Here is a 17,307-nt window from a genome sequence, read left to right as displayed (position 1 = left end):
CGCTACAGTTCCCCAAAAGAAATCAGATATCCTACCGTGATGCTGAGCACATAGTGATTGGATAAGGTGGGCAGACCCGAGTCGAAGGTCTTAGGATCAATAAAGTTGCTCAAGCTATAGCTAAAATCAGCCGACACCATGAAGGTTCCAAAATTGAAATCGTAAAAACTCCCTACTCCTCCTCTAAACCCATACCCAAACTTCGGATCACGAGACTCCACATAGGGATCAAAACTCCAATCTCCCGTATCCTGTGGAGCGGCACTCTGCTCTACATTGACGAGATACTCAAAAAAACAACCCGCATTTGCGAACATATGGAAGCGATTTTTGCCCGTATAGACATTGACCAAAAAAGGCAGCTCTAGATAATTGAACTGTGCACTATAGTCGGGCTGTCCTGGATCAAACTTCTGTATGTAGCCCTTTTGAGTATAATTGAGCTCTGCTTGTATTCCTACGTGATTGCGCAGAAAATTCATCACCACAATACCTGCTTGATACCCTGTCTGAACTCCCTGATCCATATTGTAACCATAGAAAGCATGGTATTCGTTGACCTGAGACAAATTGTAGCCTCCCTTGACTCCCAGATAGGTCTTGCGGTCATCTTGTGACTGAGCACTGAAGCACACTCCTAAGATCAGTATGACAACATATGAAATGAATCTGATTTTCATGAAGGCCAAAATTATAGAAATGACTGGAATAAAAGGCAGAGATTCAAAAGCTATTCTGCCCGTTTCACACTTTGATTGAGAATACGACTCACCTCCTCTGATCGATCCATGACCATGAAATGTCCTGCTCCTTGGAGCAGAATCGCTTCGTCTGGTGTCGTACACCTCAAAATTCGATCCGCTGTACCATGCACTCTCAACAGGTTGCTCGGCGACTGATGGTTGTTCCACTGCAAGATCACCCCGATAGCCCACCGTAGAAAATCGGTATCCGTATCGTCCACGACATCTTGGAGCAGTGCTTTGTACTTGGCATCAGAGACTCCAAAAAACCAGTTGTTGACGAAAGCTGGTGGTTTCATCATAGGCTTGGGAATGACACGAAGCAAGCCAGACTGCCCAGCGATCCGAAACGACCGAGGGATATCCTCTCGCCGAGTAGCAGAGGAAAGCAGTACAATCTGTACTGGATCTAGGATTTTGTTGAGTTCGATAGCCATCATCCCACCAAACGACACTCCTACAATCGAAAATGGTGTATTACGATCGATTTGTTCTGCAAACCGACGCGTGTAGCTTTCCAAAGACTCCTTGTGCAGCGGAACTATCCACTCCAAGGGAGTCAACTCAAAATCCAAATTAAGCTCTGCAAAGACCCTATTGTCGACCCCCAGTCCTCCGATACCGTACACTTTCATATATGAAGCTTTTGCCTATATGTATGCATCAAGACTGCATGGCAATGGGTGCTGCCAAACAACTATCCGGTATTCCAAAAGCATCCACGAGAGGGACGGCATTTTCGCGTACGACAGAGCACAGCTGGTTGATCTCTCGTCGTATAGCTTTGGTTTTGACCCCTTCCATATATCCATTTTCGAGATACCACCCCTTGTTCTTCTCTATCAGAGACAGCGCAAAAAGTTGACACAACTGAGTAAGCACAGCTTGACAGCCCGTGTCAGATGTCTTCTCTACCTGCTCTACAAACTGCTCCAGCACCACCCGTTCGACATAGGCTGTACCGACAGCAAGCATATGATTCTGTGTCTGGTTGAAGGCGTCAAACGAATCCATGCCCTCATCTATGTGATGTTTGATACGACGAGCAGCCGAAGACAAAATTTCCTTTTCGCGAAAGCGGAAAGCACTCAGATGAAAATCAAAACTCAAGAGATGTTCTGCGCTGGTGTTGCGCACTATGATCGGGTTGCGCTCGGTCACAGAAGTCTTGGCTTGGTCCGCGACATAGCCGATGATCCCAAAGAGGTTGATGTCCGAAAATTCTTTTTTGAACTCCGACAGACGACTCTTCGCTACGAGCTGCATCAGTACGGTATTGTCTCCTTCAAATGTCGTGTAAACGTCTGTATCATTTTTGAGGCGATCGATACGGTTTTCCGACAAGTAGCCCTTTCCTCCACAGGCTTCTCGACATTCTTGCAATGCAGCTGTCGTGTGCCATGTGGTGAAAGATTTGAGCCCTGCCGCCAAAGCTTCTATCTCCTGCATGTCATCCTCTTTGCGGTGGAGGTAGCGGTCCGTCAGGTGCTGCAACGCGAAATGCAACGCATAGGTCTGAGCCAACAGCGGCATGAGTCGCCGCTGATGTGTACGATAATTGAGAATAGGCACTTCGGGTTCATTTTCAGGACCAAACTGTGGTCGCTGATCACCGTATCGAATAGCGATCGCCAGCCCCGACTTGGTCGCACTGAGTCCAGACCTAGGAATGCCGATACGCCCTCCCACCAACGTGCCAAGCATCGTAAAAAAGCGACGATTGTCACTGGTGATCGGGCTCTCAAACTGACCATCGACGCTCACTGAGGCAAAGCGATCCAACATCTGATCGTAAGGAATACTCACTTGGTCAAACCATATTTTACCATTATCCACGCCATTGAGCCCCATTTTTCGGCCACAATCCTCTATACGAATACCTGGCAGACAGTTTTTTTGTTTGTCCCGTAGTGGGACCAAGAAGGCATTGACCCCATAGTCCACTTCATCAATGACCAACTTGGCAAACACAGTCGCCATCTCTCCATGCATGGCTGCATTGCCAATGTATTCCTTGCAGGCCTTGGCATGCGGAGTCTGAATCGTAAAACTACGCTTTTCGTGATCATAAGTCGCAGTGGTTTCTATTCCCTTGACATTGGAGCCATGCCTCGTCTCGGTCATCGCAAAGCATCCAGGCAGCTCCAAACTACCAATATCGGCAAGGTACTTCTCATGATGTTTTTTCGTCCCAAGTAGATTGACACTCATCCCAAACAATCCAAACTGCACTCCAAATTTGATCACCAAACTCAGGTCATGGTAAGACAAGGTCTCCATGATGCTGAAGTACGAACGCATGTCTCCTCCCCCACCGAATTCGCTCGGATATGCCATCCCTCCAAAGCTTTCTTCGGCTAGGCTTTTGCACCAGTCCAAAACCTGCTCGCGGTACTCCGCTAGGTTGTCTGTATCGAGATAAGCAAAATCTGGCCGTGAGATGACCGACTTCACTCGACGAATGATCTCCTGATCCTGACCGTCCAACAGCTCTGCCAAAACTTGAACTTCAAATGTCTGATCGGTACTCTGCGTACTGGTCTCTGTCTCTCGATGACCTGAGCGCAAGTGATATACCGCCTCGTTGCTGATTACTCCGAGGGCTTGTTCGACTTGTGTCAAAGACTCCCTCGTCTTTCGTATAGACTCCTCCTCTTGGCTGTCGGAATTGAGCGCTGCGAGTTTCATCCCGATATCCACCAGCGAGGTGCGCATCTTTGGGCTGATCTGGTCTGCGATACGGCGGATCTCTACCAGCCAAGCCTTGAGTTGCTGTGGAGAAGGGGGATTACTCGGATCCAAGTTGGATAGCAAAAATGCCCGCTCATCTGTGCTGAGCCATGTCTGCTCATCCATTAGTTCACGGACTTTGGCTACTTCGCTAGGTGTCAATACTGCATCGGCCCAAACCATATAGAGCATGGGCAAGAAAGCATACAGAGAAGGATTGTTATTGAAATATGGAGAAGCTAAAAAATCGTCTTTCATAGGACTGAGGATCGTATTTGTAGTATTGATTTAGTTCGTACCGAAGTTAAACGGATAATTGTGAGAAGCGATGGATTGAGATTAGAAAAAATGAACCCAGCCTACGAAATCTTCCCTGCAATAAGGCCTCTCCGCTCCTTTGATCCCTGACTAACCTCTGCGGGAGCGGAGGTGCATGTGCAAGAGCCCCTTACTTGCAAACCTATCTAATGTTGTACTTTAGTTTTTTCTCCGTTCCAAAAATATTGTTCCAATAGTTCGTAGAATAGCCTTTCAATTCATCTAAAGTCAATGTGTAATCTTCCCTTAGTTTGAAGCATTCAAAACTAATGATTTCCCTACTGCTCTCATCAGGGCTTGATGTTTAAAGTTTTTTTTTAAATCATCCAAGCTTTTATAGCCCATATTCTCGGCTGCTACTTCTAAATAAGAGTCAAGCATTAGATTGTCCAGATCTTTCTTCAAGAGTAAGTCTTTGAGTTGCTGGACTTCTTTTTGGAGCTCCTTAATGCGCCCGATTTCGTCTGTTGTTTCCACGGTTACACGAGTGTTCATAAGGTCTTTCCGGTCATACTTTTCGATCCACTTATTGAGGGTGGTGCGGTTTGATCATACCCCAAAAAATGGGACAGTGAGTTTAGTTCAGAAATGACAACTAAATTTACTGATATGACACGCAAGAAGTACACATCAAAATTCAAGACAAAGGTGGTTTTAGAAGCCATCAAAGAGCAATCAACCGTTGCAGAGCTGGCACAGAAATATGAACTGGCCCCTCTACAAATCAATCTCTGGAAAAGAGAGTTTTTAGCCAATGCAGAGGGCGTTTTCGAGAAAAAGGGCAAGAGCAAGAAGTCGCAAGCTGACGATGAAAAGGATCAATTGCTCAAGGCTATCGGTCAGCTAAAAGTGGAAAATGATTTTTTAAAAGACGCCTTGCGGTAAGACCATTGCCTGAACGGCGATCAATGATAGGCAAGGGTCAATTGAGTATGTCAAAGCAGTGCAAACTGCTGTCCATACACCGTTCAGGGATTTATTATAAGCCCAAAGGGGAATCAGAATTGAACTTAAAGCTAATGCGCATGATTGACGAGCATTATCTGCACCACCCGTTCAAGGGAGCGGGCAGGATGCATACTTGGCTGACCAAAGACAAAGGGATGCTTGTGAGCAAGAATAGGATCGAGCGCCTCTATTATCGGGTGATGGGTTTACAAGCTGTGATGCCAAGGAAACATACGTCCAGACGTCATAAAGCCCACAAGGTGTATCCTTATCTACTTCGTAACCTGACAGTGGAGCGCACCAATCAGGTCTGGGCAATGGACATTACCTACATCCCCATGAAGAAAGGGTTCATGTATTTGACAGCCATTATTGACCTCTACAGTAGGTATGTGGTCAATTGGTCAGTATCTAACTCCATGGATGCAGAATGGTGCCAACGGTGTCTAGAAGAGGCCATAGAGACGCATGGAAAGCCTGAGATTATTAATACCGATCAAGGCTCTCAATTTACTGCCGAAGTCTTCGCCAACTTCGTCTTAGGACAAGACATCAAGTTGAGCATGGACGGTAAAGGCAGAGCTATTGACAATGCCTTTATTGAGCGGTTGTGGAGAAGTGTAAAGTATGAAAAGCTGTACCTCAATCCACCTAAGGACGGTATGGATCTGTACCTACTTATAGCGGAATACTTCAACTACTACAACATGGAAAGAAGGCATACAAATATCGAGGATCAGAGACCGATTGATCTCTATCAAACCACCCAAAAACAGGCCGCCTAATGAGCAGATCATTTTTGGGTTTTATTGTTAATGAAAGGAATATTAAACACTATTGTGGAACTTAAAACCGAACAAACCCTGTCCTAACTATTGGGGTATGATCATTCCTTCTTCGAAAAGTCTCGCAGGTCTTTTCCTGTTACATGGTAGCTTCTTGCCATTTAGTTTCTTCGTTTCAGTAATGCACGCCAACGTTTAATATATGAATTGTAGTGGACTTAAAAGCGATGAACTTTCAGTTTACTACATAGCCAAATTTGTGATTTGGTATTTAAATTTTCAATTCCCTTAAATGCCAAATCGCAGATTTGACGGGATAACATGTAACCACAAAACTTTGGTAATCCAACGGACCCGCTATAATTTCATATATAGTGTTGGCAATCGTTTATTTTATGACGTTGACGAATTTACTTATTATTTCAAGGCTGTCTTTTACCTTCAATGCTTGTTCGTAGACTAGAATGGCAAAATCAATTAGATAAATTTCCTTGTGAATATTTACTTTTTCCGGAGCCTTATTTGGGAAGTATTTTATTAATTGATTTTTAGCCTCATACTTAGTTTTTAGATGTCCAATTCCATTTCTTAATTGACTATTTAATGTATCAATGAAGTAATCATTTAAAACGTTATGCTTTTTAATAATATCTTTCTTGATACCATTGTCTTTTTTGAAATAATCGGATAATTCATTGCAATCAGGAATAGATCCAAAGTCGTCAAAATTATTTCTTTCAGCCAAATTGATTAAACCAAAATACAGGGCTGAGATTCGAGATAAATATTCAAATTGTTCAATGTAAAGTTCTTTTAAGTCTAAAAATTCGAATGTTGTTAGACTGATTTTGTCCTCGTATTGTTTTAGATAATTACCGTTATACGATAAGGCTATTACAGGAAAAAAACTTCGGATATTTTGGAGGAATTTACCGACCAAATTAAGCCCTTTACTAAATTCTAATTCAAGGTTAATAAAGCTGTCTAATTGTAACTTTAGATTGACTAAATCTGTTTTTTTACCTAAAACCTTATCAATTGATTCATTTTGAAGCTTGGATGTGAAATCTGTCTTATACTTATCTGTTGCTAAGTTTGAAAAGAAATCTTTATTAATTTCCTTAGCTATAGTTGTACAATCTTCGAATGTTTTTAGGTCTAAACTAATATTTTTTCTAAAGTGCTTTTTTACCTCCATTAGATAATGTTCCCAGCTGTTGCTTTCAAAAAGTTCGAATGAGGTTATTAACGAGTTGTAATGTTTCTCATAAAAAGAGATAAACTCTTTCGTCTTTAATTCGAACTTCTTAACATTTTCAAAACCTAAAATTTGTCCAATCCCAATAAATGGAGACAAAGCAATAGGCCCATCAATATTTGAAACTCCGTTCAATACAGGTAATTCTGTTGATATACTAACTGTTTGCGTTGTTTCTTCATATTTAGCATGGAATATATCATTTGGAAAATCAAAGGCAGGGTTTGCTTTTCGAACATGTCCTTTAATAATCTTACCACATCCATTACAAGCAATTTTAACCGAAACAGGATAGATATAACCTACTTGATGGCGAAGTCTTATTTTGTGCTCACAAGTAGAGCATTCTATTATTCCTGATATTGTCATTGTCTATATTATGATTGCCAACGTCCGCGTATGGCGATGTGCCCACACGGATTGATAAAGTACTAAAGTAGCCGAATTGCGACAAACTACAAAAGTTCGTTTAGCCGTTCCTGTTGATCGGGAGTGCTTGAGTCACGAATGACCATTCCTCGGTATTTTATTGATTCTAAGCGAAGCGGCGGTGCTGTTCCCCGCATATATTCGGTTATGCAGCATGGGCATTCGCTATACGCATTGTTAGGCATATTTTTAGAATGTTGCTCGAAGCGTTTGCCCAAGTAACTGTAAGGTTCGATCGAATTGACTTGATGTGGTTACTAACCGATCCATTCCTTCATCTTTAGATTTAGCAATAGGAATGGTTGCAAGGTCATTTTTTATTTCGGTAAGTTGATTCCTCAAATCTTGCTGTTCAACTCGCTCAATAAAACAAGTTAATTCTCTAAGGGAATAGCTCAAATTATCAGCAAGCTCTTCATTCAATAAGCTGTCATTATTGCTTCCTCGTTCCAAAACAGCCCTTAAGGTCAGTCTAAAGTGATGGTAAAGCTTCTCTTGGATTACTAACAGGTTATCTCTTTGAAAATCTTTCGCCAAATTTTCTCTTCTTACTTTTTCCAACTTCAATTGAAGTTTCACGGAATTTCGAGAGTTGATTAATGTAGTTAATATACTTGCTCCAGCACCAATCAATGCTCCAATAAAACCCCAAATTGCCTCGTTCATTAGATTCTCTTATTATGCCTAACGCTTCGGGTAAGAACCGTGGCGTGATTTAGTAGTAGTTCGTTTCTGTTTTCAAAGTAGCGAATTCTTCGAATTCGCAAAGTAATTTTGTTCGTCTAATTTGCGAATTCGAAGAATTCGCGGGGCTGGCAAGTAACCACAAGACTCTCGTGACTTGCTGACACGCTATGGTTTCTTACCCATTGTTAGCATCATTTTAATTCATATGCTATACCTCCTAGACAACTAATTGCCCACTCTTTTAAATCACCATCATCTTCAGAATCAGGTTTAAAATACCATTTATAAAATTCGTGTGGTTCTGCTGGGAACTTACTAAAGTTCCATGCCCCATCTTCTGTCCATATGAATCCTCCAGTCAATTCAGCAATTGAAGCACTAATGATTCCATAGGCCACATTGATTGATGCTCTCTGCCCAGCTGAACGTCTAAGCCTCCAATAAATATTGAGTTTTTTTGACTTATCTATTTTAAGTTCAAAATCCTTGATGGTCTTATTGTTTAAAATCATTTCTTCGAATATCCCCCAAGGATTAGACTCGTCAAAATCATCTTTTATTCGTTCACAATAAGCATCTGTTCCTCCTGGAATTCCATTAATTGTAAACCATACATATTCATTATCTGTCCAAAAGAATTCAGAATCCAAGTCAACTTCTTTAACGTACCGTTCTGAGATTTCATGAAGATTGATTTCTAACTTGATGTTTGATTTGATTTTAAGCGAATCAAAAAATGAGTTGATTCTTTGTTCAGATAAATCAATTACTTGCCGAAAAGTAATGTTCTTTTTTTCTACTGGTATGATTTCAAAAGTAGTGCTCAAGGTTAAAATTTATTGTGTTCGCTATTTGAGTGAAATTATTTCAATAGTTTCTGTATAATCATCAATAGAGCAAATATCAGTTTTAATTCGTTCGTAAAGTCCAGATTCAACGTTCTTTATAAACTTGTTAACCAATTCTATAATTGACTGATAGTTGCAGGTAATTCGTTTTTCTAAAAGTTGACAATTATGCCAGTTGTTTCCTCGATATAAGTACAGAATGAAATGTCCTTTTTTACCTTCACCATACCAGCCCAAATCTAGATTGAATTCCCCGCTAGATATCCAAAAAAGGTCCTCTTGGAAGTAAAGATCATTGAACTTTCTTTCGTCATCTATAGATTTATCTAGAGGATCAATCTCATAGAATACGTCTCTTTTCACTTCCCATTTATCTGATATTAATATTGATGGGTTTTTCATCTTATTGATGCTAACGCCTAACTATCGGTTTGTGTGCCCACAGTTGGCAAGTACAGCTAAAATAGCGGAAGTGCACCACAAGCACAACGGTATCTACGAAGAGCTGCGTTCCACAAGTCAAAATCCAGAAGCACTGAACTATGAGGTGACGATACAGTATCAGAAGGTGCACTGCAGCGGTCGAGTCCCACTAAAGCCAGCAAAGAGGCAGTTTGGCACATAACCGATAGTGACTGTTATCCACAGTTTTCACGACATCCAGAGATTCATTTGATAAATGATTTCCCAGGTTCCGTTGACGTTCCTCATGAAAATTATATCTCCACTTGCATAGAGGTTCGCAACATGGTGGCCCATGTAGAAACAGGCGAAATCACCATCATAAACTACTTGACTTAGTTCGAAGAATCCAAAAGTTGAGGGGTACTTCCGATAAAACTTCTTCCAAAGTTTATCAACCTTGTTGGCATTGAATTCTCTGTAGTTCGTGATTTTGGTTGGCAAGGACAGACTTAATGTTGAGTCGTTCAATGTTGGAGGTTCTGTGAATACACGATCTAGTTCAGCGATCAGTCTAAAAAGTTCAGGGTTATTGTTGAAGAGTTTAATTTCATCTTCTTTGTAGTAAATGGCGGAATAGAAAAGATTTTTGTCTTCTTGTGTTAGTTCGTTTATGCCACCAACGGCAGCATGTGCAAATTCAAGCCAATCTCCCTGAAACTGTTCGATGAGTATTATCGATGTTAATGAGTCACGATCTTCGTCGACATAGTTCAATCGCTGCTCAATTGCCAGTTCGTACAATTTAGAGTTGTTCGGCTGTTGAGCAGAAAGTTCGATCGCCAAAAGTGTTAAGAATGCTATGATGAGTGAAATCTTCAATCTGAAGGCTATTGTGGATAACGCCCATGTATGAGGCGTGTGCTCTCACTTTATGGATAGCACTAAAGTAGTGAAGTCTGCCGGTGCTTCCAAAGTTTGTAGAAAGCACTGCGTTCTGAAGTGAAAAAATCCCGCGAACTGAAGCCTCCAAATGACATAAATCTTTCTCGGTGGCAGACGAAACGGTCAAGTCCTGATGCAGATTGTAGAAAGCACTTAAGCACATGCCTTATACATATTGTTGAGTGCCGTTTAGTCTATATCCCACGTCTTGTTGCAGGCGTTACACCACCAGTAAGTCCTTTCATTATCTTGAAGTCTCAATCTTGTTGATGTTCGGCATTCTTCACATGGACGTTCATAGGATTCATCTTCCATCGCAGAATAACCGCAATTTCTACAACCCCATCTTGTAAGCGGTGATTCTTCTTCATCAATCGACCAACTGAATTGTTCTTCTTGACAAGATGGACATTTAAGTTCGGCCATTTCAATGTTCAGTTTTAAAGGTCACAATCTCAACCTTTGGTTTTTCGTTCGAATATGACTCAATGGCTTGTGGAAGATCAAGTGTTGCTAATAAGTAGTTTGTCTCCTCGTTTGTTAGTCCAACGGCTGCAACTTTCTCGGTTAAGATTTCAGTTAGTTCGTCAAATGCATCCTCCAGATTTTCTTCAGGTGTACCTAGATCAAAGTGGTTATGGAGTTCGTTGATACCAACCATTAATCCATCTTCATCTTTGGCTATCCAAGTGTTATAACGAGAGTTCGAAAAGTCCAAGGTTATGGTAGTCTGATGTTCGTCCGACTCAGTTCTTGCCTTGGTTATCAGTTCTGGAAATCTTTTCTCGAATTCAGTTTGCAGGTTCATGTGCGGTTTGCAGGTATGGCACTCAACGCCCAGCTATCGGGCGTATGTCCGCAGCTAGTGAATAGCACTAAAATAGTGAAATCTGCCGAAGCTCACAACGGTTCCAAATGGCACTGCGTTCCGAAAGTCTAAAAATCCTGCGAGCAAAAGATAGTAGAAAGCACTGCCGTATCTCAGCGGCAGATATCACGGTCGAGTTGCACAAAAACCAGCCAGAAAGCACTGAGACATATGCCCGATCAGCGTCTGTTAGCGATCTGCTATTTTCGAGTTGTTGATACAGAGAATTCCCCGTTGCTCGTATTGATGGTTATTTCAATTAGTGCCTCCGAGTTGCTCTGCCTTTGGTCAATTATGTAGCGCTCCATAAGTTCAGCACTCTTGAAAAAGCAGGTTTTCATACGTTTAGGAGAAATTGTTTTTAGGAATTCATTGTTATCGAATTCTGAAATGTAGTACCTACCAAATGATGTTAGCACGTAGTTACATTGAGAGTTCAGCTGGAATGAATAGATTATTTCGCCGTTAAAGTAGCCGATGATGTCATAATTGAAACCACAGAATAATGCATCTTCGGTACTTTTAAAATTCAGGCTTGTCATAAGTTGGAGTACCTTATCTTGAGAGGTTATGTGGAAATTCGGATGTTCAGGGTAACAAAACTCAGACAATCCTTTATTGACTAGTTCACCCGGAAAGATTAGTTCTTCATCCTCAAAACCTTGATCTATCATTAAAACCGAATCGGCTTTCAGAAAAAGTTCTTCGAGTTCAGGAGTTGACTGTGAATAGCAAGAGTTCCAGTAGATGATTAATATGAGAAAAAGAAGTTGTTTCATCTTGCAGAAGTGATCGCTAACGTCCAACTATCATACGTAAGCTGAACTTTTCAAATTTCTATAAAAGTATCTGCTCCTCACTCACTTTGCAAATAGCTCAGTTAGTGCGGCTGGCTAGGCTTATGGATGATAGTGTTTGTTGTGTGGAGTCTTTTCTACCTTTTACCTACCCAATGCGGATAAAGTAGGTTAGGCTGTGTTAAGGTATTTAACTCCTCAATATGTTGTGGCAGTAATGACCAACCAACCGAATCCAAATTATCAATAAGTTGTCTTTCATTTCTAGCACCTATAACTATACTTGAAACCGTATCATTTTGCAACAGCCAATTGATGGCAACTTGAGGAATGCTTTTATCCATTTCTAAGGCAATACGTTCTAGTGAATCAACAACATCATATACTAGCTCATCATTAACAGGAGGGGAACCAATAGCACCTCCTGATTTTATTCTTCCTTCACCAACAGGCTGATTTCGCTTGATTTTCCCAGTTAATCTTCCCCATCCTAAAGGACTCCATACCATTAATCCCAATTCTTGGTCTTTGACTAAAGGCATCAATTCTTGTTCGTAATCCCTACCAATAACTGAATAATAACCTTGGTAGACTATGTATTTCTCCAGATTCAACCTATCAGAAACTGACAGAGATTTCATGAGCTGCCATGCTGCAAAATTAGAACATCCAATGTAGCGCACTTTTCCACTATTAACCATTTTTTCCAGTGTTCGCAAAGTCTCCTCAATGGGTGTATTAGTATCAAACCCATGCATAATGTATAAATCAATATAATCTGTTTGCAAACGCCTTAAGCTGTCTTCCAAAGCATTTGTTAGATGAAAGCGTGATGCCCCCTGATCATTTGGCCCTCCTCCCATTTGAAATGTTGCCTTTGTTGAAATAATACTGTTTTGTCTTTTACCTGATAAAGCTGCACCGAGAATGGATTCAGAATCTCCCTGAGAGTACACATTTGCCGTATCAAAGAAATTCACACCGCGCTCCAAACATATGTCTATGAGTTTGGAGGCTTCTTTCACATCAGTTTTACCCCATCGACCAAAAAACTCGTTGGTACCACCGAATGTCCCTGTTCCGTAACTGAGTACGGGTACTTTTAATCCTGACTTGCCTAAATTTCTGTATTCCATAATTTTTACTGAGCTTGTTTTCAGCAAAATTCAGATATGCAGTACTCAAATCACAGGAGGATTGTCACAGAGATGATGTGCGGATTGTCACACTAAGCAGGAATTAGGCGACTAAGTGTTTCTCTGGAAACGCCTAAATATGAAGCAATCATTGTTTTTGGGATGCGCTGAATCAAGTCAGGGTATTGCTCTAGTAAATTATGATAGCGATCGCTTGCGCTACTACTGATAAAACACATAATTCTTTTTTGCAATGCAATATATCCCGCGGTTGTTTTCTTGCGAAAAAAATATTCCATTTTTTGCAAGTCACGACACAGTTTCTCCTTATTCTCCAGAGTTAAGGAAAAAACGACTGTATCTTCAAGGCAGTCTACAGATAAGCTTGCTTTGGTGCCATAATGAAATGCCTCCGGGTCGGTTATCCACCAATTTTCCATGGCAAAGTGAATTATATGCTCTTTCCCTTCAGAACTTATACTAGCAGCTTTCATCAATCCTTTTGCAACAAAATAGTCATGTTGTACATAATCGCCCTGTTGGATAATGAGGTGATGTTTTTTAAATGCTTTTTGCTCGAAGTGACATAATACACATTCAAACTCTTCATCAGTAAGAGAAACAATTTCTTCTATCTGCTGTCTAAGCTTTATTTTCATTTGAACTAAGGGTGAATTTTTAGTCGTAGATTACACACAACGATCCTGTATGAATCGTGCGTTTTGGTGAATATAATGTTTCGTCTACTAAATAGCCAACTCTGCGAAATGGGCTATTACATTTTTCATTTCTCAATAGGCCAATTCGCAGAATTGGCGGGGCATCCAGAAAGCAGAAAACTTCCGTCTTGCACTGCCCACGCATGATTTCATCACAGCATGTTATGTACCTTTTTGAACATTCCTAATGATCTTCCCATCTTCAAATACAAACTCAAACCTTAACATTTGATTGTTTGTGGATTCTAGAAGGTTTACTTGAGTCACATCTTCTATCTCCAAATATTCATCCGACAATTCGAAATGGAATTCAGTCGACCCAACCTCCTTTTCGAATACCCAGAAATTCTGCGTTATTGATATGTATGGCATTCCGATAACGCTTTTTACGGTTTTAAACACCCTGTAATCTGAATTCACTTGAATTGAAGGTTCATTAGTTAGAGCAAAAGAGATGGTTGATAAAACTGGGATTCCCATTGGGAATAGACCTAAGATTGTGAGGGCGAATAGAAAGAATGCGTAACGCTTTGCCCATCTGAATTTAAATTGAGAAATAATCAAGTAAATCGTTCCAAGAAACCATACCCAAAATACTCCTTGATCGAGTAGTCTTCCTGGAAAGGAAATGCTCATTGTGAGATATAGAGTTAAATCGATCAAAAGAAGCAATGTTATACCTATGTAGATTTTGATCATTCTATTCATTCTTCATAATGCTCATCTTGGTACATAACGCCTGCGTATAGTGCGTGTGCGTGTCGTTTGATAATACAGCCAAAGTAGTGAAAATCTGCCGAACCTACTAGCGAATCGGTGAGAGCTGCGTTCCGCCGATCTTCCGGTGCGGCGAACTGACCTCACTATAAGCAGAAAAGAGATTTCCGCCGGCAGATGCACGGGTTCGTTCCGCCGAGGCTGGCTAAATGCTCAGTTCGCACATGCACTATGACGCCATGTTACAGACCGTATTTTTCGATCTGTTCAGTTAGGAGTTGCCTAAGCAGGTTAGCATCTTCACGTACCCTCCAAATAACAACTAAAAGTTGAGCAGTAAAGGCTATTGGTAGGTAGATCAACCAATCATTCTGATGTTCAAGGTAAAAGTAGATAGATAACGGCCACCAAATAACGATTCCAAAAATCAGAAGGTTTCTAAGGCCATTCTTCACTTGTACCGTTAAGTTGATGGAGACAGCATCTTCGATTGGTTCGTATTCACCCGTTACGACGCTAAACCACATTTCGAAGAAGTTGTCCATTGAATAGTTCTCCTTCTTTTGAAACCAGAATGCTTTGTTCTCTCGGCTTCCCATCAAAAGTTGGTTGGTTGCAGCGAATTGATTTCCTAAGTTGTTAGGGTCAGCTACAGACGTTCGAAACCAATGGATGAATTGACTTTCAGCCACTTTAACTTTAAAATCTATCTGTTTGCTGAAGATTGACATGTTCGTTCTGGCATGGTCTGTAACGCCTAGCTATCCTCTGTGGTGCTTGACGTGTGTTTTGTTTCGGTTACAAATTAGGAAAATCTTCGATTTTCATCACTACCTTTTTTCAACCATGTGAGGAAAAGCGAAGATTTTCCGGTGCTAGTAGAAACCGCCAACCTCAATTCTAGCAGGAATCACCATGGAGGATAGGTGATGTTAGCGTGTCGTTATTTTTGTTTGCCAATCCATGTGTTTCCCCGTTTTAGTACAAACGCCTTTTCTATTCCATCTTCAGTTTGTATCGTTCGGGTTGGTGTATTGTTTTTCACAAGTTTCCTATATGATCTAACGTCATCAAAAAAATCTTCAGGGCTCCAATAATCATTAATATCGAGATCAGAATATTCAGACTCAAACACTAAATCCTCATCTTCTGTTGAATCCCAATGAAACATAGAAACTCTATCTTCTTCGTTGTTAAATAGTTTGATAGGAAATTTCAAAGGTTCTTCATGAAGGTTCCACATTTGTTGATAATGTTCAGCTCGGTCGCCAATTGCTGATACTACTTGAGAATCGATAAATCGTCTATCGTTTAACCAAATCGCAAGATAGAAGTCATCAAAGTTATCTTCTAGTTGTTTCTTCCAAAGTTCGTAGATACTCAAAAGATGAGAAAACAGCTGTCTTCTGTAATTCGCAGGATAATCTACTTCATAGTAGAGGTTAGACCAAGGATCTACTTTTGACTTGCAATAATAGTACTTCGACTCCTTTAGAATTTCAAGGTTAATTCGTTGATGCCCTTCGAACCATTTATCAATATTCTTTTGTCTTCTTTTAAGCCCTCTTAGTTTTTTTGATCTCAATGTATGCGGAATTATTGTGTTCTGAAAATACCCCAAATAATTGTCGCAATTAAGGCTACTATCGCAAGAATGGTTACGGCAATTAACTCTGTTTTTCTCGACTTCTCTCGTTCCTTGATGACAAGTCGTTTAAGTTGATGTTCACTTAGTTTTTCTTCTTCCATTCTGGTAGATCTTCGGTCTTTCGCCATGCACGCTAACGCCTCTGTATCAATCGTGGCGTGTGATTTAGTTTAAGTTTCGGCTACAAGATAGCCAAATCTCTGATTTTCGCTATCCCTTTTTGATTACATAGAGCTAATCTGAGATATGGCGGGGCTTCCAGAATGCAGAGAACTTTCTTTCACAACTGAACCGCCATGATTTGATCACAGCATGTTAGACACTTTTTAACTTTTCCGTTTGCTTCTAAATTTTCGATACAGATAAATGCCAGCAATTATTAGAAATACAAATGGCCATAACGTTGTTACTCCAACTAAAAATGATAGAAACCCTTGCCAACCGTTATCTAGAGCGCTGAAAATTCGTGCCCAAAACCCCGTTCGTTGAGATGAATCATATACATAAGGTAGAATTTCATAGAATGATACATTAATGGTACTTAGGTTAACCTGCTTACTAAGATAATTGAACTGACCTTGAAGACGTTCGATATCCGTTCTCACTTCATTAAGGTTCCGTTCAATTTCCAGAATATCTTTGATTAAAGAGGCTTTTTTTAGAAGTTCAACGTATCGTTGTTCTAAGGCTTTTTTGTTCGTGATTCTAGATTTAAGGTCATAATAACGAGCTGTAACGTCTTCAATGTTCGAATACTTATTGTTAAGGCGAATTCCAAAGCTTGAAAGTAAAGAATACAGAGTGTCGTATCCAATTGAAGGTACTCTTATAGTTAGATTATAATTGATTCTTTGGTCTGATTTGGTCTGATTTTCATTCTCAATATAAGCATCATATTTTGGTAATATTGCTCGGATTTTTTGATAGTCATTTCGAATATTCTCTGATTGAAAGTCAATACCACCTGTTTTAACAACCTTCTTTGTTATTGATTCAGACTTATTTTTTTGAGTTGGTGCAGGTTGTTGAGTCATGGGTATCTCCATTATGTCCTCGAATTCCGCCTCGACATCACCATACATCTCTTGGTTGGAATTTTGACAGGAGAGAGAAAAAAGTAAAATGATAATGAAGAAGAAGTTTTTCATAATGAAGTAGTTGTGTCTAACGCTTCTTGTATGTGATCGTAGCGTTTTTATTGTAATATAGTTAACGTTTGTCTACATAGTCAATCCTGCGGATTGACTTGCTAAATTTTTCTTGAGAAGCTAGTCAGTCCGCAGGATTGACGGGGCGTCCGAGTAGTACCGAAGCTACGATAACATGCGA

21 protein-coding genes are annotated in these 17,307 nt (G+C 40.4%); 3 read left to right on the top strand and 18 right to left on the bottom strand.

The genetic code is table 11. From position 1 onward, the window contains the following. Nucleotides 1–2: 2 nt before the first annotated feature. The 4 genes from BFP72_RS03810 to BFP72_RS03795 form a co-directional block, all read right to left on the bottom strand. A complete protein-coding gene (locus BFP72_RS03810) occupies nt 3–680 on the bottom strand; it encodes a porin family protein (protein ID WP_099597847.1) in 678 nt (225 codons plus the stop codon). A 50-nt stretch (nt 681–730) separates the two neighbouring features. Next, a complete protein-coding gene (locus BFP72_RS03805; protein WP_099597846.1) occupies nt 731–1,378 on the bottom strand; it encodes an alpha/beta hydrolase in 648 nt (215 codons plus the stop codon). Between the two features lie 28 nt (nt 1,379–1,406). After that, nucleotides 1,407–3,731 carry an acyl-CoA dehydrogenase gene (locus BFP72_RS03800; RefSeq protein ID WP_099597844.1) on the bottom strand — a complete coding sequence of 775 codons (2,325 nt, stop codon included), beginning with the start codon at nt 3,729–3,731 and terminating at the stop codon, nt 1,407–1,409. Nucleotides 3,732–4,037: 306 nt separating this feature from the next. Continuing rightward, on the bottom strand, nt 4,038–4,268 hold the full coding sequence (locus BFP72_RS03795; protein WP_143519926.1) for a hypothetical protein: 231 nt from the start codon (nt 4,266–4,268) through the stop codon (nt 4,038–4,040). 132 nt (nt 4,269–4,400) lie between these two features. Here BFP72_RS03795 and BFP72_RS03790 point away from each other — a divergent pair, with 132 nt between their 5' ends. Both BFP72_RS03790 and BFP72_RS03785 read left to right on the top strand, forming a co-directional pair. Then, complete coding sequence (locus tag BFP72_RS03790) at nt 4,401–4,676, top strand: transposase (protein WP_099597841.1); 276 nt, start codon at nt 4,401–4,403, stop codon at nt 4,674–4,676. A 23-nt stretch (nt 4,677–4,699) separates the two neighbouring features. After that, complete coding sequence (locus BFP72_RS03785; protein ID WP_099597840.1) at nt 4,700–5,524, top strand: IS3 family transposase; 825 nt, start codon at nt 4,700–4,702, stop codon at nt 5,522–5,524. Between the two features lie 388 nt (nt 5,525–5,912). Here the strand turns inward: BFP72_RS03785 and BFP72_RS03780 are convergent, their stop codons facing one another. From BFP72_RS03780 to BFP72_RS03765, 4 genes are all read right to left on the bottom strand, one after another. Next, entirely contained in the window at nt 5,913–7,151 is a 1,239-nt protein-coding gene (locus BFP72_RS03780; RefSeq protein ID WP_099597839.1) for a hypothetical protein, read from the bottom strand. A 249-nt stretch (nt 7,152–7,400) separates the two neighbouring features. Further along, nucleotides 7,401–7,877, bottom strand: coding sequence for a hypothetical protein (locus tag BFP72_RS03775; RefSeq protein WP_099597838.1), 477 nt, complete (start codon nt 7,875–7,877; stop codon nt 7,401–7,403). 212 nt (nt 7,878–8,089) lie between these two features. Further along, complete coding sequence (locus BFP72_RS03770; RefSeq protein ID WP_099597836.1) at nt 8,090–8,725, bottom strand: hypothetical protein; 636 nt, start codon at nt 8,723–8,725, stop codon at nt 8,090–8,092. 21 nt (nt 8,726–8,746) lie between these two features. Next, nucleotides 8,747–9,148: a hypothetical protein gene (locus BFP72_RS03765; protein WP_099597835.1), complete on the bottom strand. Its 402-nt coding sequence runs from the start codon at nt 9,146–9,148 to the stop codon at nt 8,747–8,749. Nucleotides 9,149–9,155: 7 nt separating this feature from the next. Here BFP72_RS03765 and BFP72_RS18950 point away from each other — a divergent pair, with 7 nt between their 5' ends. After that, nucleotides 9,156–9,371, top strand: a complete 216-nt coding sequence (locus BFP72_RS18950; RefSeq protein ID WP_143519925.1) for a hypothetical protein — start codon at nt 9,156–9,158, stop codon at nt 9,369–9,371. Nucleotides 9,372–9,397: 26 nt separating this feature from the next. Here the strand turns inward: BFP72_RS18950 and BFP72_RS03760 are convergent, their stop codons facing one another. The 10 genes from BFP72_RS03760 to BFP72_RS03715 all read right to left on the bottom strand — a co-directional run bounded on the left by BFP72_RS03760 (nt 9,398) and on the right by BFP72_RS03715 (nt 17,126). Next, on the bottom strand, nt 9,398–10,030 hold the full coding sequence (locus BFP72_RS03760) for a hypothetical protein (RefSeq protein ID WP_143519924.1): 633 nt from the start codon (nt 10,028–10,030) through the stop codon (nt 9,398–9,400). Nucleotides 10,031–10,520: 490 nt separating this feature from the next. Next, on the bottom strand, nt 10,521–10,901 hold the full coding sequence (locus tag BFP72_RS03755) for a hypothetical protein (RefSeq protein ID WP_099597832.1): 381 nt from the start codon (nt 10,899–10,901) through the stop codon (nt 10,521–10,523). A gap of 260 nt (nt 10,902–11,161) precedes the next feature. Next, complete coding sequence (locus BFP72_RS03750) at nt 11,162–11,740, bottom strand: hypothetical protein (RefSeq protein ID WP_143519923.1); 579 nt, start codon at nt 11,738–11,740, stop codon at nt 11,162–11,164. 155 nt (nt 11,741–11,895) lie between these two features. Beyond that, nucleotides 11,896–12,894, bottom strand: coding sequence for an aldo/keto reductase (locus tag BFP72_RS03745; RefSeq protein WP_099597829.1), 999 nt, complete (start codon nt 12,892–12,894; stop codon nt 11,896–11,898). Between the two features lie 92 nt (nt 12,895–12,986). Then, complete coding sequence (locus BFP72_RS03740; RefSeq protein WP_099597827.1) at nt 12,987–13,553, bottom strand: Crp/Fnr family transcriptional regulator; 567 nt, start codon at nt 13,551–13,553, stop codon at nt 12,987–12,989. Between the two features lie 222 nt (nt 13,554–13,775). After that, the gene (locus BFP72_RS03735; protein ID WP_143519922.1) at nt 13,776–14,312 is read right to left on the bottom strand and encodes a hypothetical protein; all 537 of its coding nucleotides are present in this window, start codon (nt 14,310–14,312) and stop codon (nt 13,776–13,778) included. Between the two features lie 260 nt (nt 14,313–14,572). Beyond that, the gene (locus BFP72_RS03730; protein WP_099597825.1) at nt 14,573–15,061 is read right to left on the bottom strand and encodes a hypothetical protein; all 489 of its coding nucleotides are present in this window, start codon (nt 15,059–15,061) and stop codon (nt 14,573–14,575) included. Between the two features lie 212 nt (nt 15,062–15,273). Then, a complete protein-coding gene (locus BFP72_RS03725; RefSeq protein WP_099597147.1) occupies nt 15,274–15,915 on the bottom strand; it encodes a hypothetical protein in 642 nt (213 codons plus the stop codon). A gap of 11 nt (nt 15,916–15,926) precedes the next feature. Further along, on the bottom strand, nt 15,927–16,079 hold the full coding sequence (locus BFP72_RS19105) for a hypothetical protein (protein WP_158233261.1): 153 nt from the start codon (nt 16,077–16,079) through the stop codon (nt 15,927–15,929). A 225-nt stretch (nt 16,080–16,304) separates the two neighbouring features. Further along, nucleotides 16,305–17,126: a DUF4349 domain-containing protein gene (locus tag BFP72_RS03715; protein ID WP_099597824.1), complete on the bottom strand. Its 822-nt coding sequence runs from the start codon at nt 17,124–17,126 to the stop codon at nt 16,305–16,307. Nucleotides 17,127–17,307: the final 181 nt, after the last annotated feature.

The sequence above is a fragment of the Reichenbachiella sp. 5M10 genome, assembly GCF_002742335.1.
Classification (GTDB): domain Bacteria; phylum Bacteroidota; class Bacteroidia; order Cytophagales; family Cyclobacteriaceae; genus Reichenbachiella.
Note: the sequence above shows the minus strand (reverse complement) of the source record. Positions and strands in the feature narration are given on the sequence as shown.